Origin of the sequence: Mesorhizobium hunchu, assembly GCF_040081975.1 — a bacterium.
Taxonomy (GTDB): Bacteria; Pseudomonadota; Alphaproteobacteria; order Rhizobiales; family Rhizobiaceae; genus Mesorhizobium; species Mesorhizobium hunchu.
Window position 1 is genome coordinate 602,301 of sequence record NZ_JBEBMG010000001.1, and the last position, 21,345, is coordinate 623,645.

18 protein-coding genes and 1 tRNA gene are annotated in these 21,345 nt (G+C 64.9%); 12 read left to right on the plus strand and 7 right to left on the minus strand.

Annotated elements, in window-relative coordinates; translation table 11 throughout:
* Nucleotides 1–124 precede the first annotated feature (124 nt).
* Nucleotides 125–1,381 (plus strand): multidrug efflux MFS transporter, encoded by a 1,257-nt coding sequence (locus ABMA46_RS02960; RefSeq protein WP_348997779.1) that lies wholly within the window; start codon nucleotides 125–127, stop codon nucleotides 1,379–1,381.
* A 28-nt stretch (nucleotides 1,382–1,409) separates the two neighbouring features.
* Nucleotides 1,410–1,778 carry a DUF423 domain-containing protein gene (locus tag ABMA46_RS02965; RefSeq protein ID WP_348997780.1) on the plus strand — a complete coding sequence of 123 codons (369 nt, stop codon included), beginning with the start codon at nucleotides 1,410–1,412 and terminating at the stop codon, nucleotides 1,776–1,778.
* A gap of 6 nt (nucleotides 1,779–1,784) precedes the next feature.
* On the opposite strand, the gene recJ is transcribed toward ABMA46_RS02965, so the two are convergent.
* From recJ to ABMA46_RS02985, 4 genes are all read right to left on the minus strand, one after another.
* Nucleotides 1,785–3,572: a single-stranded-DNA-specific exonuclease RecJ gene (gene recJ / locus ABMA46_RS02970; RefSeq protein ID WP_348997781.1), complete on the minus strand. Its 1,788-nt coding sequence runs from the start codon at nucleotides 3,570–3,572 to the stop codon at nucleotides 1,785–1,787.
* Between the two features lie 279 nt (nucleotides 3,573–3,851).
* On the minus strand, nucleotides 3,852–5,165 hold the full coding sequence (locus ABMA46_RS02975; RefSeq protein WP_348997782.1) for a homoserine dehydrogenase: 1,314 nt from the start codon (nucleotides 5,163–5,165) through the stop codon (nucleotides 3,852–3,854).
* A 215-nt stretch (nucleotides 5,166–5,380) separates the two neighbouring features.
* Nucleotides 5,381–6,598: an LL-diaminopimelate aminotransferase gene (locus ABMA46_RS02980; protein ID WP_348997783.1), complete on the minus strand. Its 1,218-nt coding sequence runs from the start codon at nucleotides 6,596–6,598 to the stop codon at nucleotides 5,381–5,383.
* A gap of 46 nt (nucleotides 6,599–6,644) precedes the next feature.
* Nucleotides 6,645–6,860: a hypothetical protein gene (locus tag ABMA46_RS02985; protein ID WP_348997784.1), complete on the minus strand. Its 216-nt coding sequence runs from the start codon at nucleotides 6,858–6,860 to the stop codon at nucleotides 6,645–6,647.
* A gap of 288 nt (nucleotides 6,861–7,148) precedes the next feature.
* Between ABMA46_RS02985 and phaC the strand changes: the two genes are divergently transcribed.
* The 3 genes from phaC to ABMA46_RS03000 all read left to right on the plus strand — a co-directional run bounded on the left by phaC (nucleotide 7,149) and on the right by ABMA46_RS03000 (nucleotide 10,703).
* Nucleotides 7,149–8,981: a class I poly(R)-hydroxyalkanoic acid synthase gene (gene phaC, locus ABMA46_RS02990; RefSeq protein WP_348997785.1), complete on the plus strand. Its 1,833-nt coding sequence runs from the start codon at nucleotides 7,149–7,151 to the stop codon at nucleotides 8,979–8,981.
* Nucleotides 8,982–9,380: 399 nt separating this feature from the next.
* Entirely contained in the window at nucleotides 9,381–10,553 is a 1,173-nt protein-coding gene (locus ABMA46_RS02995) for a D-Ala-D-Ala carboxypeptidase family metallohydrolase (RefSeq protein WP_348997786.1), read from the plus strand.
* Nucleotides 10,554–10,628: 75 nt separating this feature from the next.
* A tRNA-Glu gene (locus ABMA46_RS03000) sits at nucleotides 10,629–10,703 on the plus strand.
* A 212-nt stretch (nucleotides 10,704–10,915) separates the two neighbouring features.
* Here the strand turns inward: ABMA46_RS03000 and ABMA46_RS03005 are convergent.
* A complete protein-coding gene (locus tag ABMA46_RS03005) occupies nucleotides 10,916–11,902 on the minus strand; it encodes an alpha/beta fold hydrolase (protein WP_348997787.1) in 987 nt (328 codons plus the stop codon).
* A 132-nt stretch (nucleotides 11,903–12,034) separates the two neighbouring features.
* Between ABMA46_RS03005 and ABMA46_RS03010 the strand changes: the two genes are divergently transcribed.
* A complete protein-coding gene (locus ABMA46_RS03010; RefSeq protein ID WP_348997788.1) occupies nucleotides 12,035–13,084 on the plus strand; it encodes a PdxA family dehydrogenase in 1,050 nt (349 codons plus the stop codon).
* A 16-nt stretch (nucleotides 13,085–13,100) separates the two neighbouring features.
* The gene (locus tag ABMA46_RS03015) at nucleotides 13,101–14,174 is read left to right on the plus strand and encodes a tartrate dehydrogenase (protein WP_348997789.1); all 1,074 of its coding nucleotides are present in this window, start codon (nucleotides 13,101–13,103) and stop codon (nucleotides 14,172–14,174) included.
* A gap of 119 nt (nucleotides 14,175–14,293) precedes the next feature.
* On the opposite strand, the gene ABMA46_RS03020 is transcribed toward ABMA46_RS03015, so the two are convergent.
* Both ABMA46_RS03020 and ABMA46_RS03025 read right to left on the minus strand, forming a co-directional pair.
* Nucleotides 14,294–15,043, minus strand: coding sequence for a 3-oxoacyl-ACP reductase family protein (locus ABMA46_RS03020; RefSeq protein WP_348997790.1), 750 nt, complete (start codon nucleotides 15,041–15,043; stop codon nucleotides 14,294–14,296).
* Nucleotides 15,044–15,119: 76 nt separating this feature from the next.
* Nucleotides 15,120–15,836 (minus strand): FCD domain-containing protein, encoded by a 717-nt coding sequence (locus tag ABMA46_RS03025; protein ID WP_348997791.1) that lies wholly within the window; start codon nucleotides 15,834–15,836, stop codon nucleotides 15,120–15,122.
* An 82-nt stretch (nucleotides 15,837–15,918) separates the two neighbouring features.
* On the opposite strand from ABMA46_RS03025, the gene ABMA46_RS03030 reads away from it, so the two are divergent.
* The 5 genes from ABMA46_RS03030 (at nucleotide 15,919) to ABMA46_RS03050 (ending at nucleotide 21,323) form a co-directional block, all read left to right on the plus strand.
* The gene (locus tag ABMA46_RS03030) at nucleotides 15,919–16,614 is read left to right on the plus strand and encodes a chromate transporter (RefSeq protein WP_348997792.1); all 696 of its coding nucleotides are present in this window, start codon (nucleotides 15,919–15,921) and stop codon (nucleotides 16,612–16,614) included.
* Nucleotides 16,611–17,150: a chromate transporter gene (locus ABMA46_RS03035; protein ID WP_348997793.1), complete on the plus strand. Its 540-nt coding sequence runs from the start codon at nucleotides 16,611–16,613 to the stop codon at nucleotides 17,148–17,150. Before ABMA46_RS03030 ends, ABMA46_RS03035 begins: the two co-directional genes overlap by 4 nt.
* A gap of 152 nt (nucleotides 17,151–17,302) precedes the next feature.
* Entirely contained in the window at nucleotides 17,303–18,370 is a 1,068-nt protein-coding gene (locus tag ABMA46_RS03040) for an ABC transporter ATP-binding protein (protein WP_348997794.1), read from the plus strand.
* A 13-nt stretch (nucleotides 18,371–18,383) separates the two neighbouring features.
* Nucleotides 18,384–19,430: an ABC transporter substrate-binding protein gene (locus tag ABMA46_RS03045; RefSeq protein WP_348997795.1), complete on the plus strand. Its 1,047-nt coding sequence runs from the start codon at nucleotides 18,384–18,386 to the stop codon at nucleotides 19,428–19,430.
* A gap of 165 nt (nucleotides 19,431–19,595) precedes the next feature.
* Entirely contained in the window at nucleotides 19,596–21,323 is a 1,728-nt protein-coding gene (locus ABMA46_RS03050; protein ID WP_348997796.1) for an ABC transporter permease, read from the plus strand.
* Nucleotides 21,324–21,345: the final 22 nt, after the last annotated feature.

Here is a 21,345-nt window from a genome sequence, read left to right on the forward strand (position 1 = left end):
CTTCGCTCGATCCAGACGCCCTCCAGCCCCCGTTGACAGGTCGAACGGGCGGGTCCATGACGTATACCAATCTGGTATCCCAAAACGGTGTCCAGTTCAACAGCTCCGCCGACAGGCCAGGATCATGCCCAACCAGGACACCGCAGACGCCAGCACCGTTTATAATCGACATTGGCGGAGGAACCTCGTCGTCTGCCTGCTCGGCTCCTTCACAACCATCGTGGCGATGACGCTGCTCCTGCCCTTCCTGCCGCTCTATGTGGAGGAACTGGGCGCGAAGAGCCACGCCGCCATCGTGCAATGGTCCGGCATCGCCTATGGCGCCACCTTCTTCGCCGCGGCGCTGGTCGCGCCGCTGTGGGGCCGGCTCGGCGATCGCTACGGCCGCAAGGTCATGCTGGTGCGCGCCTCCTTCGGCATGGCGATCTGCATGTCGCTGACCGGCATGGTGCAGAGCGTCTGGCAACTGGTGCTGCTGCGCCTGCTGATCGGCTTCGCCGGGGGCTACTCTTCCGGCTCCACCATCCTCGTCGCCATGCAGACGCCGAAGGAGCGCTCGGGCTGGGCGCTCGGCACGCTGGCGGCCGGCATCATGGCCGGCAATCTGGTCGGCCCGCTGATCGGCGGCGGCCTGCCGCCGCTCATCGGCATCCGCGCCACCTTCCTGCTGGCCGGCGGGGTGATCTTCCTCGCCTTCCTCGCCACCACCTTCCTCATCAAGGAGGACGTCGCCGCAAAACCTCGCAAGCAGGCCGGGCCACGCAAGGGCGGATGGGCACAGATTCCCGACAAGCGTCCCGTCGTCGCCATGCTGGTGACGGGTATGCTGCTGATGTTCGCCACCATGTCGATCGAGCCGATCATCACCGTTTATGTGCAGCAACTGGTAGACGATCCGTCGCGCGTCACGTGGATCGCCGGCATCGTCATGTCGGCGGCCGCGCTCGGGTCGATCCTGTCTTCCTCGCGACTCGGCCGGTTCGCCGACCGCGTCGGCCATTGGGGCGTGGTCGTCGGTGCGCTGGCCGTCTCGGCGCTGCTGCTCATCCCCCAGGCCTTCGTCACCGAAGGCTGGCAGCTGATCGCGCTGCGCTTCCTGATGGGGCTGGCGCTCGGCGGGCTCCTGCCTGCCATCACCAGCGTCATCCGCCACAACGTGCCGGACGGCGTCGGCGGCAACGTGCTCGGCCTGTCGATCTCGGCACAGTATGTCGGCCAGGTCGCCGGCCCGCTGCTCGGCGGCTTCGTCGGCGGTCATTTCGGCATGAGGGCGGTGTTCCTGGCGACCGCGCTCCTGATGGCGCTGGGCGCGCTCTACAATTGGCTGATGCGCGCACGGTACGAGAAAGCGGAGATTGCCAGCGCCGACGGAGCGGCATAGACCGTATCCGCATCGAGGAGAACCGGCCATGGCAAGCATACGATCGGCCAGACCAAGCCGCACCCTGGTCGTGCTTGCCGGTCTGTGCGGTGCGGTCGGCGTCACCCTGTCGGCCTTGGCCGCGCATCGCGGCGGCGCCTTCACCGGGACGGCCGCGAACTTCCTGCTCTTTCATGCGGCAGCGCTGCTTGCCATCGGGCTCGCAGCGGCGAACAGAGGACTGCGGCTCGGCGCGCTCGTGCTTGTCTTCGGCCTGGTCTTCTTCTGCGGCGACCTCATCTCGCGCGATCTGCTGGACGACCGGCTCTTTCCCTACGCCGCCCCCATCGGCGGTACGGCGCTGATCGCCGGCTGGCTGATCGTCGCGATTTCAGGGTTGTTCAGATTGCAGGATTGACGGCCGTCAGGCCGGCGCGGCGTCGACGATGCGGAACTGCACCCGGCGCGTCCCGTTCCAGTAATTGCCCGACAGCGAGCCGGCGACATGCACGGTCGCGCCCCGGTTGCGCAACAGGAAGTCTCCCAGAGGCGTATCGGCCGCTCGGAAGGCTATCCCCTGGATGCGACCGCCGCTTTCAGAGGCCAGGTCCGCGCGCAGATGATTAGCGCCGACCTGCCGCACGTCGATCAGGCGATGGCGCGGCAGGGCGAACAGCGGCGCGATGTGGCCGGCGCCGAACGGGCCTGCCTTTTCCAGCGAATCGAGCAAACCGAGAGTCGCGCCCTCGGCCGCCAACGCCGCGTCGACCGACAGGCTTTCCTCATCCTGCAAACGGAACACGTCGGCAGCCGCCCGATCCTCGAAGAAGGCGCGCAGGGCGCCGAGCTTCGCGCGCTCGACGGTGATACCGGCCGCCATGGCGTGGCCGCCGCCCTTGACAATCAGTCCGGCCTCCGCCGCCTCGCGCACCAATCGCCCGAGATCGAAGCCGGTCACGGACCGCCCCGAGCCTGTGCCGACGCCATTGGGATTGAACGCGATCGCGAAAGCCGGCCGGCGAGCGTAGTCCTTCAGGCGCGAGGCGATCAATCCGACGATGCCGGGGTGCCAGGCGTCGCTCGCCGTGACGATGATCGCCGGGCCGTTGCCGCCCGCGAGTTCCGCGTCGGCTTCGGCGCGCGCCTCCGCCAGCATCTCCTGCTCCATCGCCTGCCGTTCCTGGTTCAGCCGGTCGAGCGTCTCGGCGATGGTCCGCGCCTCCACCGGATCGTCGGTGGCCAGCAGCTTGCTGCCGAGGGCCGCGTCGCCGATGCGCCCGCCGGCATTGATGCGCGGCCCTATCATGAAGGAGAGGTGGAAGGCGTTGAGCGGCTCGCCGATGCGCGCCACGCGCGCCAGTTCCGCGAGACCGGGATTGCTCTGCTGGCGCATCACCTGCAGACCCTTGACCACGAAAGCGCGGTTGACGCCGGTGAGCGGCACCACGTCGCAGACGGTCGCCAGGGCGACGAGATCGAGCAGGTCCAGGAGGCTGGGCATGGCCGTGTCGCGCGTCCGTTCCCGCAGCAGCGCGGCGGTACGCACCAGCGCCAGGAAAACCACGCCGGCGGCGCACAGATGCCCCTGCCCCGAAAGGTCGTCCTGCCGGTTCGGATTGACGACCGCCGCGGCGGCAGCCGGCAGCGCGCCGCCCACCTGGTGATGGTCCAGCACCACCACGTCCGCGCCGGCCTCTCTTGCCGCCTCTATGGCGGCGGCGCTGTTGGTGCCGCAATCAACGGTGACGATCAGCCGCGCGCCGCGCGACACCAGGTCTCGCATCGCATCGGGATTTGGCCCGTAGCCTTCGAAAATGCGGTCGGGAATATAGATCTCGCTCGGCATGTCGAAATGCGCGAGGAACCGCTTCAGCAAGGCGGAGGACGCCGCGCCGTCCACGTCGTAGTCGCCGAAGATGGCGACCTTCTCCTTCCTCGCAACGGCTTCGGCCAGCCGGCCGGCGGCCTTGTCCATGTCGGTCAGCGAAGACGGGTCGGGCAGAAGATCGCGGATCGTCGGATCGAGAAACCGCGCGGCATCGATGGCGGACACGCCGCGTCCGGCCAGCACCCGCGCGACGATATCCGGCAGGCCGTGGTCCTGGGCGATGGCGAGCGCGGCCATGTCCTGCCGCTCGGAAAGGCGGTGCGTCCAGGCAAGACCGCCCGCCGACCGGCGCACATCCAGGAAAAACCGTTTTTCGCCCGTCATGGGACGCGTTGCACGAACCGACTCATCATTCGCACTATGCGCCGCGCGAGCGGCGGGAATCAAAACTTTTCGAGGTCTTGATGACGCACATTGATTGGGTCGAGGCCAACGGAAATGGTCCGGGCGATGGTCATGGGCGTTTTATCGAAAAGCGCTTGTCGGATAGCCCACACCCTTTTGTCAGAGCCCAACGACAGCGGCAAGACCACCGTACGCACTTTTCAAAACGAAAGAAATATCAAAAGGTTGAAAGATAAACCGGAATCATCGCAGCAGCGGTCACCCGGCCCGCTCGATGCGGATGACCTGCGGCTTGTCGACCATGTGGCCGTCCTTGGTGATCCCTTCGACCGCCTTGCGAACCGCCGCTTCCGTGGTCTCGTGGGTGACGAGGATGACGGTCTTCGTCGACGGATCGCTCGGGCCGGCCGAATGCTGGACGATCGATTCCAGCGAGATGTCGTTGTCGGCCATGCGCTTGGCGACGGCGGCGAAGACGCCGACCCGGTCATGCACGGTGAGCCGGATGAAATAGCCGCCGGCATGGGCACGCATGCGCGCTTTTTTGTAAGGCTTCAATTCCTTCGCCGGGCGGCCGAAGACCGGGCCGTGCTGGAAGCCCGGCCGGCTCTTTGCGATGTCGGCAATGTCGCCGATCACGGCCGAGGCCGTGGCGTTGCCGCCCGCGCCCGGCCCGGACAGCAGAAGCTCGCCCAATATATCCGTCTCGATCGCGACGGCGTTGGTGACGCCATGCACCTGCGCGATCACGCTGGCGGTCGGCACCATGGTCGGATGCACGCGCTGCTCGATGCCGCTTTCCGTCACCAGCGCCACGCCGAGCAGCTTGATCCGGTAGCCGAGTTCGCCGGCGGCGCGGATATCGGCCTGGGTGATGTTGGAAATGCCTTCGAGATAGATGTCGTCGGCCGCGATCTTCGTTCCGAAGGCGAGACTGGTCAGGATCGCCAGCTTGTGCGCCGTGTCGTTGCCTTCGATGTCGAAGGTCGGGTCGGCTTCGGCGTAGCCGAGGCGCTGCGCGTCCTTGAGACAATCCTGAAAACTCAGTCCCTCCGCCTCCATGCGCGTCAGGATATAGTTGCAGGTACCGTTGAGGATGCCGAACACGCGCGACACCGAATTGCCGGCCATCGCCTCGCGCATCGTCTTGATGACGGGAATGCCGCCGGCCACCGCCGCCTCGTAGTTGAGCAGCACGCCCTTCTTCTCGGCGATCTCGGCCAGCGCCACGCCGTGCTTGGCAAGCAGCGCCTTGTTGGCCGTCACCACATGGCGCCCGGCCTCCAGCGCCGCCTTCACCGAGGTGCGGGCAGCCCCCTCGTCGCCGCCGATCAGTTCCACGAAGACGTCGATTTCGGCCGTCCGCGCCATCTCGACCGGGTCGTCGAACCAGCGCACGCCGTCAAGCTCGATGCCACGGTCCCTGGAGCGATCGCGCGCCGAGACCGCCGTGACAGCGAGTTCGCGCCCGCACTGGCGGGTGAGTTCGACCGCCTTGTCGCGCAGCACCCGCGCCACGGATGCGCCGACCGTGCCGAGACCGGCAATTCCAATACGCAATGCTTCGGCCATCCTCGAATAGTCCTCAACGACGATGCCGAGCCGTTTGGTCGGCGATATGGGAACCTGTCATCCCGGAAGGCCGCAGGCGAAGCCTGTCGGCATATCCGGGATCCATTCCGTAACCTGTCTAAGGTCAGGAATGGATTCCGGCTCGTCCTTCGCTTCGTCAATGGGCCGGAATGACGACCTGAAAACTCCGGTCAATGTCCAGAGTCGCGCCGTTCTTAGCGATGCGCTGCGAGCGGCACAACATTGTTGGGCTGCTTCGCGCTCGTCGCGAGAAATCGCTTGATGCTGCGCGCCGCCTGGCGGATGCGATGCTCGTTTTCGACCAGCGCGACGCGCACATAGTCGTCGCCATGTTCGCCGAAGCCGATGCCCGGCGCCACCGCCACGTCGGCATGCTCGATCAGCAGCTTGGAAAACTCCAGCGACCCGAGATGCCGGAAGGGCTCCGGGATGGGCGCCCAGGCGAACATCGAGGCCGCCGGCGCGGGAATGGTCCAGCCGGCGCGGGCGAAGGAATCGACCATCACGTCGCGGCGCTTGCGGTAGACCTCGCGCACCTCCGCGATATCGGAGCCGTCGCCGTTGAGCGCCGCCGTCGCCGCCACCTGGATCGGCGTGAAGGCGCCGTAGTCGAGATAGGACTTCACCCTGGTCAGCGCCGAGATCAGCCGCTCGTTGCCGACGGCGAAGCCCATGCGCCAGCCAGGCATCGAGAATGTCTTCGACATGGAGGTGAATTCGACCGCGACGTCCATCGCGCCCGGCACCTGCAGAACCGAAGGCGGCGGATTGCCGTCGAAATAGATCTCGGAATAGGCGAGATCCGACAGGATGATGATGTCGTTCTTCTTCGCGAAGGCGACCACGTCCTTGTAGAAGTCGAGCGAGGCGACCAGCGCCGTCGGATTCGACGGGTAGTTGAGGATCAGCGCCAGCGGCTTCGGGATCGAGTGGCGCACGCCCCGCTCCAGCGCCGGGATGAAGCCGTCGTCAGGCTCGACCTGCAGCGAACGGATCACGCCGCCCGACATGATGAAGCCGAAGGCGTGGATCGGATAGGTCGGGTTCGGGCACAGCACCACGTCGCCGGGCGCGGTGATCGCCTGCGCCATGTTGGCGAAGCCTTCCTTGGAACCCAGCGTCGCCACCACCTGCGTATCGGGATCGAGCTTCACGCCGAATCGGCGCGCATAATAGGCGGCCTGGGCGCGGCGCAGCCCCGGAATGCCGCGCGACGAGGAATAGCGATGCGTGCGCGGGTCACGCACGACCTCGACCAGCTTGTCGACGATCGCCTTGGGCGTGGGAAGATCGGGATTGCCCATGCCGAGATCGATGATGTCGGCGCCGCGCGAACGCGCGCTGGCCTTCAGCCGGTTCACCTGCTCGAAGACGTAGGGCGGAAGGCGGCGAACCTTGTGAAACTCTTCCATTGCGGTTCCAGACAAAGAGGGGGCGAACTGGCCGCGGCCTATACGCCTATTTGCAGTTGGGGTCGAGCGTCGGATCGCACTTCGCGCCGATCGCCTTCAAGGTATCCTTGCCGTGGTTTCTGGCGAGTTGCCCGAGTTGGGCCGAATCCCTCGGATTCGGAGGCGCGCCGACGCTGCGCTGCGTCGCATGGCCCTGCGCGGCCAGCGACGCGAGCTTCGCCTTGCTGTCGGCATCGCTCAACTGCGGCGCCGCCTGCTGCATGGGAATGTTCAAATTGGGATAGGTGCCCGTGTCCTGGGGGCCGACCACGTTCGGCCCGGATGCCGTCGGCCCGGCATTGTCCGCACTGGAACTCGCGCAACCGCCCAGTCCGAGAGCGACGACGCATAGCACCGCGCAGCCGATACCTCCGGCGTGGGAAAGAACAGCTCGACCTGCCGAATATGCCATATTGTTTTCCTGCCGAAGCGGACAATGTGCATTGGACCCTATCCGACGTCCCATGATACTGTGTCAAGGAAACGCTTCCAGGGAGGAACCGCGCATATCATGGCTGACGCACCCGGCGCCGGCAAGGCGGAGGAAAACGACTCTCCTTCCGTCGAGCAATATCTGGTGAAGGACCCGGAGCGCTTTGCGCTCAACGTCGCGCGCATGATCGAGCAGGCGGGCAAGGCCGCGTCCGCATGGGCTGGACCGCGCGAAACGGGCGAGCGCCGCGATCACGTCGCCGAGCCGATGGCGGACATGGTGCGGACCTTCTCCAAGCTCACCGAATACTGGCTGTCCGATCCGCAGCGCGCGCTGGAAGCGCAGACGCGGCTATTCTCCGGCTACATGGGCGTTTGGGCGAATTCCATTGCCAAAATGAGCGGCACCGAGAGCCGCGAGCCCGAGCTCGCGCCCGAACGCGGCGACAAGCGCTTTCTGGACCCGGAATGGGGCAAGAACGCCTTCTTCGACTTTCTCAAGCAGGCCTATCTGGTTATGTCGCGATGGGCGAACGATCTCGTCGAGCATGCGGAGGGGCTGGACGAGCATACGCGCCATAAGGCCGGCTTCTACGTCAAGCAGGTTTCCAACGCGATCTCGCCTTCCAACTTCATCCTCACCAATCCGGAGCTGTTCCGCGAAACGGTCGCGACGAACGGCGAAAACCTGGTTCGCGGCATGAAGATGCTCGCCGAGGACATCGCCGCCGGCAAGGGCGACCTGAAGCTCAGGCAATCCGATTATTCGCGCTTCGAGATCGGCAGGAACATCGCCGTCTCGCCGGGAAAGGTCGTCGGGCGCAGCGACATCGCCGAGATCATCCAGTACGAGCCGTCGACGGAAAAGGTGCTGAAGCGGCCTCTGCTGATCTGTCCGCCCTGGATCAACAAGTTCTACATACTCGACCTCAATCCGGAGAAATCCTTCATCCGCTGGGCGGTCGAGCAGGGACATACCGTCTTCGTCATTTCCTGGGTCAACCCCGACGAGCGCCACGGCTCCAAGAATTGGGAAGCCTACACCCGCGAGGGCGTTCAGTACGGGCTCGACATCATCGAGAAGGAGACGGGCGAGCGGGAGGTGAACGCAATCGGCTATTGCGTCGGCGGCACGCTGCTTGCGGCGGCGCTCGCGCTGCTGGCGAAGGAAGGCGACGAACGCGTCAAGTCCGCGACCTTCTTCACCACCCAGGTCGATTTCACCCATGCAGGCGACCTGAAGGTGTTCGTCGACGAGGAACAGATCGCCGCGCTCGAACAGGCGATGGGCGAAAAGGGCTATCTCGAAGGCACGCGCATGGCGATGGCCTTCAACATGCTGCGCTCGGGCGACCTGATCTGGCCCTACGTCGTTTCCAACTATATGCGCGGCAAGGCCCCCCTGCCCTTCGATCTTCTCTATTGGAACGCCGATGCCACCCGCATGGGCGCGGCCAACCACTCGTTCTACCTGCGCAACTGCTACCTCGAGAACAATCTCTCGAACGGACGCATGGAAATGGGCGGCCACGCGATCTCGCTGGCCGACGTCACCATTCCGGTCTGTAACATCGCCACCAGGGAAGACCACATCGCGCCGGCGAAATCGGTCTTCCTCGGAAGCCGTTTCTTCGGCGGAGAGGTCGAGTTCATCCTCGCCGGCTCGGGCCATATCGCCGGGGTGGTCAATCCGCCGGCACGCCAGAAATACCAATATTGGACGGGCGGAAAGCCCGAAGGCGAGCTCGAGGACTGGCTGGCCGGGGCCACCGAGCATCCCGGATCATGGTGGCCCTATTGGCACGAATGGATCGAAAAGCAGGACGCCCGCCGCGTCTCTGCCCGCAAGCCGGGGAAGAGGCTGAAACCGCTTGGCGAAGCGCCCGGCACCTATGTCAGGATGCGCGCCTGACGCGTCGTCCGCGCCCTTTGGCTCCGGGGATGGTTCAATTCGACTCAGGGCCGATCCAGAGCCGGTTCCGACAGCGCCGGGATCGGCCCACCCCGCAAATGGCGCGCCGCTCTGGCCGCGCCAGCCTCACGCAACCTTTTATAATGTAACAGACTGTCATGTCTGGTGAGTTGACGCATTCGCCAAAGCGGGCGAAATGGTCACGGTCAAGCATGAATCTGACGGCGAATCCTCGACTGCGGCGAATTTTTCCGAGGATTGCGAAATTGTTACAGGTCTCGTTTCCGGCGGCGGAAACAGCATCGTCCGAAGAGGGGACGGCGTTCCGGGCCGAAATGCGAGGGGGAAGCCGGTTTGAAATCGAAGGAAGCTGGACTCGCGAGAGGAGAGTGCCGCGCATTGGCCGCGGTCTTGCTTTCTGCGCTGGTCGCTTCCTGCACCTCCGTCAACGACACGACGCTTTCGGCCGGTATGCCGGCCTACAATTCGATGCCGGGCGCTGCCTCGACCACGGAAGGCGGCTCGCAGGCAGGCATGACCGACCAGGCTGCCATGGCGCAGGCCACGCCATCCGCGCCACAGGCGCTGATGAGCGCCGAGGGCGATACGCCGCTTCCCGAACAGGTCGCCTATGTCCCGATGACCAGGCCGACCGCGGCCGCCTCCGCGACCGCTCTTGAGATATCCACACCAAGCGGTGCCGATGCGATCGCCGGGTCGACGCCTGATGCCCTGGCCGATGCCAGCCGGCAGCCGGGAGCCACGCAGACGGCGGCGAATACAGCTCCCGCGACCCCGACCGAAAAGCCGGTCATGGACAATCCCGTCTACGTGACCGCCGGTCCCGGTCCGCAACAGCAGATGACTCAGCAGACGATTGCGCCGAAAAAGAAGGGCTTCCTCGCTTCGTTCTTCGGATCGTCGTCCAGAAAGGCGGTGCCCGCGCCAGCACCGGCTGCGCCCAAACCGCTGATCGACGAGAACGAACCTGCAAAGCCCGTGGTGACGCTTGCCTCGGCAAAGACCGAAGCCAAGCCGCTGGCGCTCGCCTCGACCGGATCCGGCGAAGGCTGGTCGGGCGACTCGCTGCCGGGCGTGCGCAAGACGGCGCTGTTCGAGATCACCCGCAAGTCCGGCATCGACGACGACAGCGACGTGGACATCAACGAGGACGGCGGCTCCTATGAGGTCGCCTCCGCGGCCGGCCTGGCGCGCCTTGCGCCGAACGGCCTGCTCAAGCAGACCGAGAGCGTCGACGTCGCTTGCCTCAAGCCCGCTCTGGTCCGCGTCCTGAAGACGATCGAGAGCCACTACGGCAAGAAGCTCGTCGTCACCTCCGGCTTCCGCGATCCGAATCGCAACCGCAGGGCGCGCGGGGCGAGGAATTCGCTGCATATGTATTGCGCCGCGGCCGACATCCAGGTGCCGGGCGTCAGCAAATGGGAACTGGCGGCTTTCGCCCGCTCCATGCCCGGACGTGGCGGCGTCGGCACCTATTGCCACACGAATTCGGTCCATGTCGACGTCGGCCCTGAACGCGACTGGAACTGGCGCTGCCGGCGCCGCAAGTAAGCCGAAAAAAGTTGCATTTTCCCGACTGTCGCGGGCTTGCCCATAGCGAGCAACGCCACTATACAGGCCCCGGCTGCGCCCTTCGTCTATCGGTTAGGACGGCACCCTTTCACGGTGCAGAGAGGGGTTCGACTCCCCTAGGGCGTACCAGTTCTTTCCCTCGATGCGAGCGGTTTTGGCGGACCGGTCGCGCATGCTGATCAATTTCTGTTCCCGCCGCCATATGTTTCCTTCAAACGGCGGAATGGCGAGCGAGAAGCCGAAACTGTCGCGTGAAACGGGCGTCACGCGACAGGCTGCAGGTCATCGTTTTTCGCATGTCCCTATCCGAAACCGCGTCTCGCGGCCGGGGAGGACATGGTTCAGGCGGCCCGGTCCGCTTCGGCGTCGTACGGCTTGGGTTCGAGGCCGTTGAAGAAACTCCACAGGCTCTCATAGACCAGATCTGGGCGATGCTCGGCCGGATAGTGGCCCGTCGGGATCGCCCAGCCGCGCAGGTCGGGCGCCCACGGCGTCCAGGCTTCGATCGGCTTGAGGTGGCGGCCGACATGGCTGTTCGAGCCCCACAGCACCAGCACCGGGCACTCTATCTTCTTCTTGCCGAAATCGGCCGTGTCGAGGGCGAGGTCCAGCGTCACCGTCGCGCGGTAGTCCTCGCATACGGCGTGGATCTGCTCGGGCGTCGTGCAGCGGGCGTATTCCTTGAACGCCTCGGGCGTGAATATCTGCAGGCCAACGCCTTTCTTGTTCAGCTTGTACTGGATGTAATAGTCGAGGTCCGCGCAGATCAGCTTCTCGGGGAACGGCGCCTTCTGCGCCATGAAGAACCAGTGATAGCTCTCCAGCCCCCACCCGAGCGTGACGTTTGTCAGCAGATGGTGGGTCGGGATGATATCCAGCGCGCAGAAGCGGGTGATCCTGTCCGGCTGGTCGAGCGCCATGCGAAAGCCCGTCCGCGCGCCCCGGTCATGGCCGGCAAGCGCGAATTTGTCGAAGCCGAGTTCGCTCATCACGTCGAATCCGTCCTCGCCCATGGCGCGGAAGGAATAGGCGGCGTGGTCCGGCCCGCCCTCGGGCTTTGAACTGTCGCCGTAGCCGCGCAGATCCATCGCCACCACGGTAAAGGATTTCGCCAGGCTGGGCGCGATGCGGTGCCAGCTCACATGGGTCAGCGGATTGCCGTGCACCAGCAGCAGCGGCGGTCCCTCGCCTGCCACCGCGACGTTGATTTCCGCGCCCCGCGTCTTGATGCGGCGGTAGGAAAAGCCTTCCATCAGGCTTTTGTGGTTCGCCTCCAGAGGGGGCATGGCCGCGCTTGCGGCGGATGACGGACTGGTCTGGCTGGTCATGATGTGTCTCCGGAATGACGTCCAAACCTTGCTCCAAAATTGAATACTGTCAACAATTTTCAGTTGACTTTTTGGGCGCACGGCGCGACACCGCCTCTCGATCGGAACGTTTCCATGCCCGAGGTGAGATCAATGGCCCTTCCGGAACGCTCGACCGGCGACGCGACTTCGCCCCGGCCCCGCCTCGCCCTACTTCTGGGCGACATGACCGGCATAGGGCCGGAACTCGTGGCGCGCGTGGTTTCCGACAGGCGGCTCGCCGATGTCGCCGACATCGTCGTGCTGGGCGACCGGCGCGTGCTCGAAATGGGCGCTCGCGATGCCGGCGTCACCCTGGCGATCGACAGCGTGGCCGACGTCGCGGCGATCGACTGGGATGCCCCCGCCGTTCCGCTGATCGACCTCGGCAACATCGATCCGACAGCCCTGCCCCGCGCGGAAGTCTCGGCCGAGTCCGGTCGCCTGACCGGAGAGACGCTGGCCGAAGCGGTGAAGCGGTCGGTCATGGGCGAGTTCGACGCCATCACCTTCGCGCCGCTCAACAAGGCGGCGCTCCATGCCGGCGGCTGGAAGTTTCCGGACGAGCACAAGATGTTCGCGCATCTGCTTGACCATAAAGGTTACTTTTCCGAGATGAACGTGCTCGACGGCCAATGGATGTCGCGCGTGACGTCGCATGTCTCGCTGCGCACGGCGCTCGACCAGATCACCCACGACAGCATCATCGAGGCGATCAACCTCGTCGATCGCACCATGCGCCGCGCCGGCATCGAAAAGCCGCGTATCGCGGTCGCCGCGCTCAACCCGCATGCCGGCGAGAACGGCCTGTTCGGCCGTGAGGAAATCGACCTGATCGGCCCGGCGGTGCAGGCCGCAGCGGCCACCGGCATCGATTGCAAGGGGCCCTTCCCCGCCGACACCATCTACCTGAAGGCCTTCGCCGGCGACTATGACAGTGTGGTGGCTATGTATCACGACCAGGGACAGATCGCGACCAAGCTGCGGGGCTTCAACCGCGGCGTGACGGTGACGGCCGGTCTCGACACCGTTTTCACGACGCCGGCGCACGGCACGGCCTTCGACATCGTCGGCAAGGGCGCCGCCTCGACAGGCGCGCTGGAAAACGCGATCCGGCTGGCCGCGCAGCTTGCCGGCCGCAGGAATGCCGGCACGCAGGCCTGAAGCAGGGAGACACCGCATGACCCAGTCCAACAGCTTCCGCATCGCCGTCATCCCGGGTGACGGCATCGGCAAGGAGGTCGTACCCGAGGGCGTGCGCGTGCTCGAAAAAGCCGCCGCGCGCTTCGGCATCGGCCTCTCCTTCGACTGGTTCGACTTCGCTTCCTACGACTATCACGCCAGGCACGGCCAGATGATGCCCGACGACTGGAAGGAGAAGATCGGCTCGCATGACGCCATCTTCTTCGGCGCGGTGGGTTGGCCGGCCGGCGTGCCGGATCATGTCTCGCTGTGGGGCTCGCTGCTGCAGTTCCGGCGCGAATTCGACCAGTACGTCAACCTGCGCCCGGTGCGGCTGATGCCGGGCGTGCCGAGCCCGCTCGCCGGGCGCGGCCCCGGCGACATCGACTTCTGGGTCGTCCGCGAGAACACCGAGGGCGAATACTCCTCCATCGGCGGCAAGATCTTCGCCGGCACCGAGCGGGAGGTCGTCATGCAGGAAACGGTGATGACGCGCATCGGCGTCGACAGGGTTCTGAAATTCGCCTTCGAACTCGCTGCGAAAAGAGAGTGCAAGCACCTGACCTCGGCGACCAAGTCCAACGGCATCTCGATCAGCATGCCTTATTGGGACGAGCGGGTGGAGGCGATGGCCAAATCCTATCCCGATGTCCGTTGGGACAAATACCATATCGACATCCTGACCGCGCAGTTCGTGCTGCATCCCGACTGGTTCGACGTGGTGGTGGCGTCGAACCTGTTCGGCGACATTCTTTCCGACCTCGGCCCCGCCTGCACCGGCACCATCGGCATCGCGCCGAGCGCCAACATCAACCCCGAGCGCAATTTCCCCTCGCTGTTCGAGCCGGTGCACGGCTCCGCGCCTGACATCGCCGGCCAGGGCATCGCCAACCCCATCGGCCAGATCTGGTCGGCGGCGATGATGCTGGATCATCTCGGGCAGGCAGAGGCGGCGGCGGCGATCGTCACGGCCATCGAGACGGTCCTGGCCGAGCCCGCCGCACGCACGCGCGATCTCGGCGGCCCTGCCGATACGGCGGCTTGCGGCAAGGCCGTCGCCGGGGCGCTGTAGACAGCGACCGGGTGCCGCACACCGGCAGCACTATCGAAACGAAACCGGAATCCGAGGTCGACCGGCCGCCTCGCACAGTTGCCGCGTATAGTCCCTTGGCGGCACAACCCAGCGGTCTGTCAGGCCATGAAGGTGCCGCCGTTGACGTGGATCGTCTGGCCGGTGATGTAGCGCGCGGCAGGCCCGCACAGATAGCGCACAAGCGAAGCGACTTCCTGCGGCGTTCCCATTCGCCCGACCGGCGGCAGCCTGCCGGCATGGTGCGACGGTTCGGGGCCGTCCCGCACGGTGTCGATCATGCCGGGCGACACGCAGTTCACCGTGATGCCGTCGCCGGCGAGTTCGTGCGCCAGCGCTCGCGTCAGCCCCGAAAGCCCGGCCTTGGCGGCCACGACATGCGCCCTTCCCGCCGCGCCCGTATGCGCCGACAACCCGCCGATATTGACGATCGCCGCCTGGTCGGACCCCTTCAGATGGGTAAGGGCGGCCTGCGTGGTCAGGAAAGCGCCGTCGAGAATCGTCGACACCACCTCGCGCCATTCGGCGAGCCCCATCGTCTCGAACGCCGTCTCGCGCCGCACCGCCGCGCTGTTCACCAGAATGTCGAGGCGGCCGAACTGCTCGACCGAGGCCTGCACCAGCGCCTTGACGCTTTGCGGATCGGTCACGTCCGCCAGGATCGCCTTGGCCTTGCCGCCACCGGCGGTGATCTCGTCCGCCACCGCGTCTGCCTCCGCCTTCGAGCGTCGCGCATGCACCACCACGGCAGCGCCCGCATTGGCCAGGTCCAGCGCCATCAGGCGGCCGATGTTGCGGGCTGCTCCGGTCACTAAAGCGACACGGCCTTCGAGTTCCCTTGTCAGTTCCAAACCGCTCTCCCGAGTTCGATTACGGCGACCGGCGAAGACGCCGATCTTGACGGAAGGGAGCAGCCGGTCCCGCTCATCATGGCTCTTTGACGGGTGCGGTTCTGCTTTCCGCGCCACCGTCGCCTTGCGCAGGCTTGTCGTGATGCAGCACCATGCGGCTCTTGCCGCTCTGCACGTGAGCGAAGGCCATTTCCATGGCTCGCGGCGCGTCGCCCGCCTTCAGTGCCGCCACGATGCCGCGATGCTCGGAGTTCGACACCGTGAGTCCGCCACCCTGCACAAGCGCGCGCTCCCTGAACATATGAAGTTCCTTGATCAGTTCCGCATAGGCCCTGTGCAGCCGGTCGTTGCCGGCGAACCGAAGGATGCAGTCGTGGAACTCGAGGTTCAGCGGATAATAGTCGTCCAGCGACCGCTGCGTGAGCGCCGCCTCCATTCCCTCCAGAAGGTCTTCCAGATAGGCGAGTTCCTGTGCGGTCACCCTCGCCGCCAGCAACCGGGCCGCGGTCGCGAACAGGCCGGCGCGGACGTCGTAGAGCTCAGCGGCCTGGGCCTCGTCGATGCGCCGCATGAAGACGCCGCGATTGGGAATGAGTTCCAGCAGTCCCTTTTCGGCAAGCGCCCGGCAAACCTCCCGCACCGGCCCACGGCTGACCGAAAAACGCACGGCCAGCGCGTTCTCGTTCAGTCGTTCGCCCGGTGCGAACTCACCCGACAGGATGAGCGCCTCCAGCTCCTGCTGCAGCACGCTCGTCAGCGAATGTTTTTGAAGGAATTCGAGTTCGGATCGCATAGAAGTCTGATCCACTATTTACTGAAAACTGTCAACAGAATACAGTAGGCAAAAAAGCGTTCCACGCTGTTCCAGGCAGACGATGCCGGCGCCCCTGGCATTGCCTGCCGAACCGATCACACTGTTTGAGCCCGACAGGATCGCCTTGACCGACCAAAAAGAAAACAGCGACGTTTTTGACGACGATCGCCGTGCCGAACGGCACGTGGCGGCCGCCCGTCCAGAACCGCAGCCCGTCTCGACGCCGCCTGCTCTGGTCGAACTCTTCCTGGTCTTCACCAAGCTCGGGATCACCAGCATCGGCGGCGGCGTCAATGGCATGATGCACCGCGAGTTCGTCACCCACCGCCGCTGGTTCACCGACGAGGATTTCCTGTCCGGGCTGGCGCTCAGCCAGTCCCTGCCGGGCGTCAACGTGGCCAATCTGGCGCTCTGGCTGGGCTATCGTTGCCGGGGCATTTCCGGCGCGTTGGCGGCACTGTCAGCGGTTCTCCTGCCGCCGGCAATCGTCATCATCCTGATCGGCGACGTGATCCTGCGGTGGAGCGGCAACCCGGTTGTCGGCGCCCTGCTGGCCGGCCTGGCTGTCGCGGCAACCGGGATGAACCTGTGGGTCGGCTATCTTGCCACGCGTTACGCCTGCACCGACATCGCCGCGATCGTCCTGACCGTTGCGGCCTTCACCGGCTGCACAGTCTTCCACCTGTCGACCCTGGTGGTCGTCGCCGTGCTTGCCCCGATCGGCATCGGCATCGGTTTTCTGAAGGCACGCCGATGAAGCACGACAATCTGCTTTTAAGCATGCTCTTCGTCTTCACGCCGCTGTCCCTGATGGCGATCGGCGGAGGCTCTTCCGTCCTGGGCGCATTGCAGCATGCCGTCGTCGACGACCAACAGTGGCTGACCACTCAGGGTTTTTTCGACATGTTCGCCATATCGCGGGTCGCACCCGGCCCGGGAACGCTGATCGTGACTTTGATCGGCTGGCATCTGGCGGGCCTGGCAGGCGCCATCGTTTCGACCATCGCGATCTTCACCCCTTCGTCGGTTCTGGTCGTCGCGGTCGCCTATCTTTGGAACCGCTATCCCGATGCCGCGTGGCAGAAGGCGCTCAAATACGGATTGGCCCCGCTCGCCGCCGGACTGGTGCTTTCCAGCGTGTTCGCCTTGCTGGAAAACGCCAGGGGTGGCTGGATCGCCTGGGTCGTGGCCGCCCTTGTGGCGCTGGCGGCGCAAAAGGTGCGCCTTGGCCCCGTCACGCTCATGGCCATCGGCGCCCTCGTCTTTTGCGGCCTGTTCCGGGCTTTCGGCTAAGGCGCGGACACGTGGATTTGATCGGCGGCTGCCGGATATGCGTCAGCCTGAAAAGATAGTCGTCAGTTAATTGTTGACAATTGACAAAATTCCGCCAAGCTTCCTCAAGGAGACGCAGGCGCAGGACTGCACAGCAATTGCCGGGAGGAAGCATGGCCTTTGTAGAACTCGACGGCCTGACGAAGCGTTACGGCACTCTGACGGTCGTCAATAAGGTCGACCTGGCGATCGAGAAAGGCACGCTGGTGTGCCTGCTCGGCCCGTCCGGCTGCGGCAAGACCACCACCCTGCGCCTTGTCGCCGGCTTCGTCCAGCCGTCGGACGGCCGGATCCGCGTCGGCGGCCGGGTGGTTTCTTCGCCTTCCGGCAGCGAGCCGCCCGAGGCGCGCAACATGTCCATGATCTTCCAGAGCTATGCGCTCTGGCCCCATATGACGGTGTTCGAAAACGTCGCCTATGGCCTTCGGCTGCGCCGCATGGCCAAGAGCGATATCGAGACCAAGACCAGGCGCATCCTCCAGGCCACCAAGCTCGACCACCTGGCCGAACGCTATCCCGCGGAACTGTCGGGCGGGCAGCAGCAGCGGGTCTCGCTGGCCCGCGCGCTGGTGATCGAACCGGAGACGCTTCTTCTCGACGAGCCGCTGTCCAATCTGGACGCCAACCTCCGCGAGGAGATGCGCTTCGAGATCCGCCGGCTGCACGACGAGTTCCGTTACACCACCATCTACGTGACGCATGACCAGACGGAGGCCATGACAGCGGCCGACACCATCGTCGTCATGAATCAGGGCAACGTCGAACAGGCGGGCTCGCCCGAGGACATCTACGAGCGGCCGCGCTCCGAATTCGTCGCGCAGTTCATCGGTGGCACCAACATCTTCAAGGGCAAGCGCGTTGGCGACAATGCGGTGGACTGCGGCAACGGCCTGATACTGAAATGCGGCAGCGGCGATTTCCCCGCCAGCGGCCAGACGGCGGTATCAGTCCGCCATCACGACCTGCATCTCGTAAGCGAAAAGCCGAATGGCGACCTGAGCAACTGGGCGACCGGAAAGGTCCTGCGCCAGGTCTATCTCGGCTCTCACCGCGACTATCTCGTCAGTCTATCAGGTGGCGAAACCGTGCGGGCGATCGCGTCCGTCGACGTTGCGATCCCGGAAAACCAGCAAGTTTGGCTTCATTGCCCACCTGATCGCTGCCGGGCACTCGCACATTAAGGGAGAGAGAAAAATGTCGAATATGAAAGTCGCAGCAGGCGCGCTCTTCGCCGCAATGGCGTGGAGCCAGGTGACATGGGCGGCGCCACCGGAACCTTACATGGTAACTGACGATCTGGTTGCCGCGGCAACCAAGGAGGGCGCCGTCACCTACTATACGTCCACCGACGTGCAGGTCGCCGAAAAGATGGCGTCGGCCTTCGAGAAGCACTATCCGGGCATCAAGGTCCAGGTCGAGCGCTCCGGTTCGGAGCGCGTCTTCCAGCGCATCGGCCAGGAATATTCGAGCGGCATCCACAACGCCGACGTGATCGAGACCTCCGACGCCTCGCACTTCCTGACGTTCAAGGACCAGAACTGGCTCACCCCGGCCGTGCCTGAGGACGTCGCCAAGCTGTGGCCTGAATCCGACCGCGATCCTGACGGCATGTATGCGGCCTTCCGCGCCACGCTCACGGTGATGGCCTATCGGTCGGACAAGGTGAAGGCGGAAGACGCGCCCAAGACCTGGAAAGACCTGCTTGATCCCAAATACAAGGACAAGCTGGTCAAGTCCCATCCCGGCTACAGCGGCAACGTCATGACCGCGACCTACGCTCTGAGCCAGCTTCTCGGATGGGATTTCTTCAAGCAGCTCGGCCAGCAGGGCGTGATGCAGGTGCAGTCGTCGACCGAGCCGCCGAAGGTCCTGTCGCAGGGCGAGCGGCTGATCCAGGCCGACGGCAACGAGTACAACGTGTTCATGCTGCAGGACAAGGGCGTGGCGATCACCCCCATCTATCCTGCCGAAGGCACGTCGATCGCCTACGGCAACGCGGCGATCCTGGCCTATGCGCCGCACCCGAACGCGGCCAAGCTGTTTTATTCCTTCATGTTCTCGCAGGAAGCGCAGCAGTTGAACGATGATTTCGGCGGCCTGCGTTCGGTACGCCCGGACGTCAAGGAAAAGTCGGGCCGCACGCCACTATCGCAGATCAAGCTTCTCGAATCCGATCCCGCCGCGGTTCGCGATTCGATGGAGGAGATCAAGCAGAAGTACGAGGAATATTTCGGCACCTGATGCCCTTTGGAGCCGGCGCATGGCGGGAGGCGGCAATCGCGCCGTGCCTGCTACGCGCCGGCACCGGACGACGTCGAGAATTTCGATAGCCGTGAACCGGCTCATGACCGGACCGCTGGTGGCTCAGCCTCCAGTTCCGGTCATTTCAGATCAAAGGTGAGGAAGGTGACCACAGCCATCGTGTCCGATACCGCAGTCAGCCGGCGCCGCGCGCGGTTCGACCTGTCCACGCCCCTGTTCGCGGCGCTCGCCGTGCTGCTGTGCGTGCTCGTCCTGCTGCCGATGTTCTGGCTCGGCTATTATGCGCTGACGACCAAGGCCGGCTCTCCGACATTGGCCAATCTGGCACGTCTGTTCACCGATGCGACGATCCGCCGGGCTTTCTTCATTTCCTGTGCCATGGCAGCGTGCGTCGGCTTCTTCTCCTGCGTCGTGGCGACGCCGCTTGCCTGGCTGGTCGCGCGTACCGACATGCCGGGCCAGCGCTTCATCCGCAGCCTGGTCACCGCCTCCTTCGTGACGCCGCCGTTCCTGGGGGCCATCGCCTGGGTGATGCTGGCCGCCCCCAACAGCGGCATCCTCAACAACATCTACCGCTGGGTGTTCGGCCTCGACCAGTCCGAGGCGCTGTTCAACATCTACACCTTCAGCGGGCTGGTCTTCACCATGACCTGCTATTCCTTCCCGTTCGTGTTCACCCTGGTCGCCAACGCCTTCGACAAGGTGCCTTCCGACATCGAGGAAGCCTCGGCGATCCTCGGCGGCAAGCCCGGCACGACGCTGTGGCGCGTGACCTTGCCGATGGTGCTTCCGGCGATGCTGGCCGGGTCGCTGGTGGCGATCGTGCAGGCCTTCACCATGTTCGGCTCGCCGGCGATCCTGGCGCTGCCTGCCGGCTTCCATGTGCTGACGACCAAGATCTGGAGCTACTTCCAGTTCCCACCCCGTCTCGACCTTGCCGCGGCCAGCGCCGTGCCGCTGCTTGCGGTCACCATGCTGCTGCTCTGGGGGCAGAAATGGCTGCTCGGCCGCCGCGGCTACACCGTGCTCGGCGGCAAGAGCGGCTCGCCGCGGCGTGCGAAGCTCGGCCGGTGGAAGTGGCTCGCCGGCGCCTATGTGCTGTTCATCCTGTGCGTGACGATCCTGTTCCCCTATCTCGCCTTGCTCAAGGTGGCGCTGACGCACAATATCTCCGAGCCCTTGAGCTGGAAGTCGCTGACGCTCCACAACTTCCACTTCGTGCTCTTCGAATTCTCAAGCACCCGGCTCGCCATCTGGAACACCTTGATCCTCGGTCTGTCCACGGCGACCATCGTCACCATCATCGCCCTCGTCGTGTCCTACCTGGTGCAGCGTCGTGCGGTTCGCGGCGCGTCCTTCCTCGGCATGCTGGCGACGGCGCCGATCGCCATTCCAGGCGTCGTGCTCGGCGTCGGGCTCTTCCTCGCCTATGCCAATCCGACATTCGGGCTTTACGGAACCTTGTGGATCCTGCTGATCGCCTTCATGACGATCGAGCTTCCGGCCGGCTACCAGCAATTGTCGTCGGCCTTTCTCGGCGTGCACCCCGAACTGGAGGAAGCCAGCCGCATCCTCGGCGCCACCCGTCTCAAGACCTTGTGGCGGATCACCGCGCCGCTCCTGCGCACCAGCCTGGTCGCGGCATGGTGCTTTGTCTTTATCGGCACGATCCGCGAACTGTCGGCAACGGTGCTGCTGACGACCGCGCCGACCAAGCTGGTCTCGGTCATCATCTACGACCTCAACGAAAGCGGAGATTACGGAGCCATCGCGGTGCTGGGCATCCTGCTGCTGATCGCATCGTTCACCGTGGTCTTCATCGCCTCCAGGGTCTCGACTTTGGGAAGCGTCGGCCAGCGCAGCACGGGGTGAGCGGCAATTCCACAGCAATTGT

What these genes read in the sequence shown, in the direction of transcription:
- ABMA46_RS02960 (WP_348997779.1), top strand. Translation starts at nt 125, where the DNA reads ATGCCCAACCAGGACACCGCAGACGCCAGCACCGTTTATAATCGACAT.
- ABMA46_RS02965 (WP_348997780.1), top strand. Translation starts at nt 1,410, where the DNA reads ATGGCAAGCATACGATCGGCCAGACCAAGCCGCACCCTGGTCGTGCTT.
- recJ (WP_348997781.1), bottom strand. Translation starts at nt 3,572, where the DNA reads ATGACGGGCGAAAAACGGTTTTTCCTGGATGTGCGCCGGTCGGCGGGC.
- ABMA46_RS02975 (WP_348997782.1), bottom strand. Translation starts at nt 5,165, where the DNA reads ATGGCCGAAGCATTGCGTATTGGAATTGCCGGTCTCGGCACGGTCGGC.
- ABMA46_RS02980 (WP_348997783.1), bottom strand. Translation starts at nt 6,598, where the DNA reads ATGGAAGAGTTTCACAAGGTTCGCCGCCTTCCGCCCTACGTCTTCGAG.
- ABMA46_RS02985 (WP_348997784.1), bottom strand. Translation starts at nt 6,860, where the DNA reads ATGCAGCAGGCGGCGCCGCAGTTGAGCGATGCCGACAGCAAGGCGAAG.
- phaC (WP_348997785.1), top strand. Translation starts at nt 7,149, where the DNA reads ATGGCTGACGCACCCGGCGCCGGCAAGGCGGAGGAAAACGACTCTCCT.
- ABMA46_RS03005 (WP_348997787.1), bottom strand. Translation starts at nt 11,902, where the DNA reads ATGACCAGCCAGACCAGTCCGTCATCCGCCGCAAGCGCGGCCATGCCC.
- ABMA46_RS03010 (WP_348997788.1), top strand. Translation starts at nt 12,035, where the DNA reads ATGGCCCTTCCGGAACGCTCGACCGGCGACGCGACTTCGCCCCGGCCC.
- ABMA46_RS03015 (WP_348997789.1), top strand. Translation starts at nt 13,101, where the DNA reads ATGACCCAGTCCAACAGCTTCCGCATCGCCGTCATCCCGGGTGACGGC.
- ABMA46_RS03025 (WP_348997791.1), bottom strand. Translation starts at nt 15,836, where the DNA reads ATGCGATCCGAACTCGAATTCCTTCAAAAACATTCGCTGACGAGCGTG.
- ABMA46_RS03030 (WP_348997792.1), top strand. Translation starts at nt 15,919, where the DNA reads ATGCCGGCGCCCCTGGCATTGCCTGCCGAACCGATCACACTGTTTGAG.
- ABMA46_RS03035 (WP_348997793.1), top strand. Translation starts at nt 16,611, where the DNA reads ATGAAGCACGACAATCTGCTTTTAAGCATGCTCTTCGTCTTCACGCCG.
- ABMA46_RS03040 (WP_348997794.1), top strand. Translation starts at nt 17,303, where the DNA reads ATGGCCTTTGTAGAACTCGACGGCCTGACGAAGCGTTACGGCACTCTG.
- ABMA46_RS03045 (WP_348997795.1), top strand. Translation starts at nt 18,384, where the DNA reads ATGTCGAATATGAAAGTCGCAGCAGGCGCGCTCTTCGCCGCAATGGCG.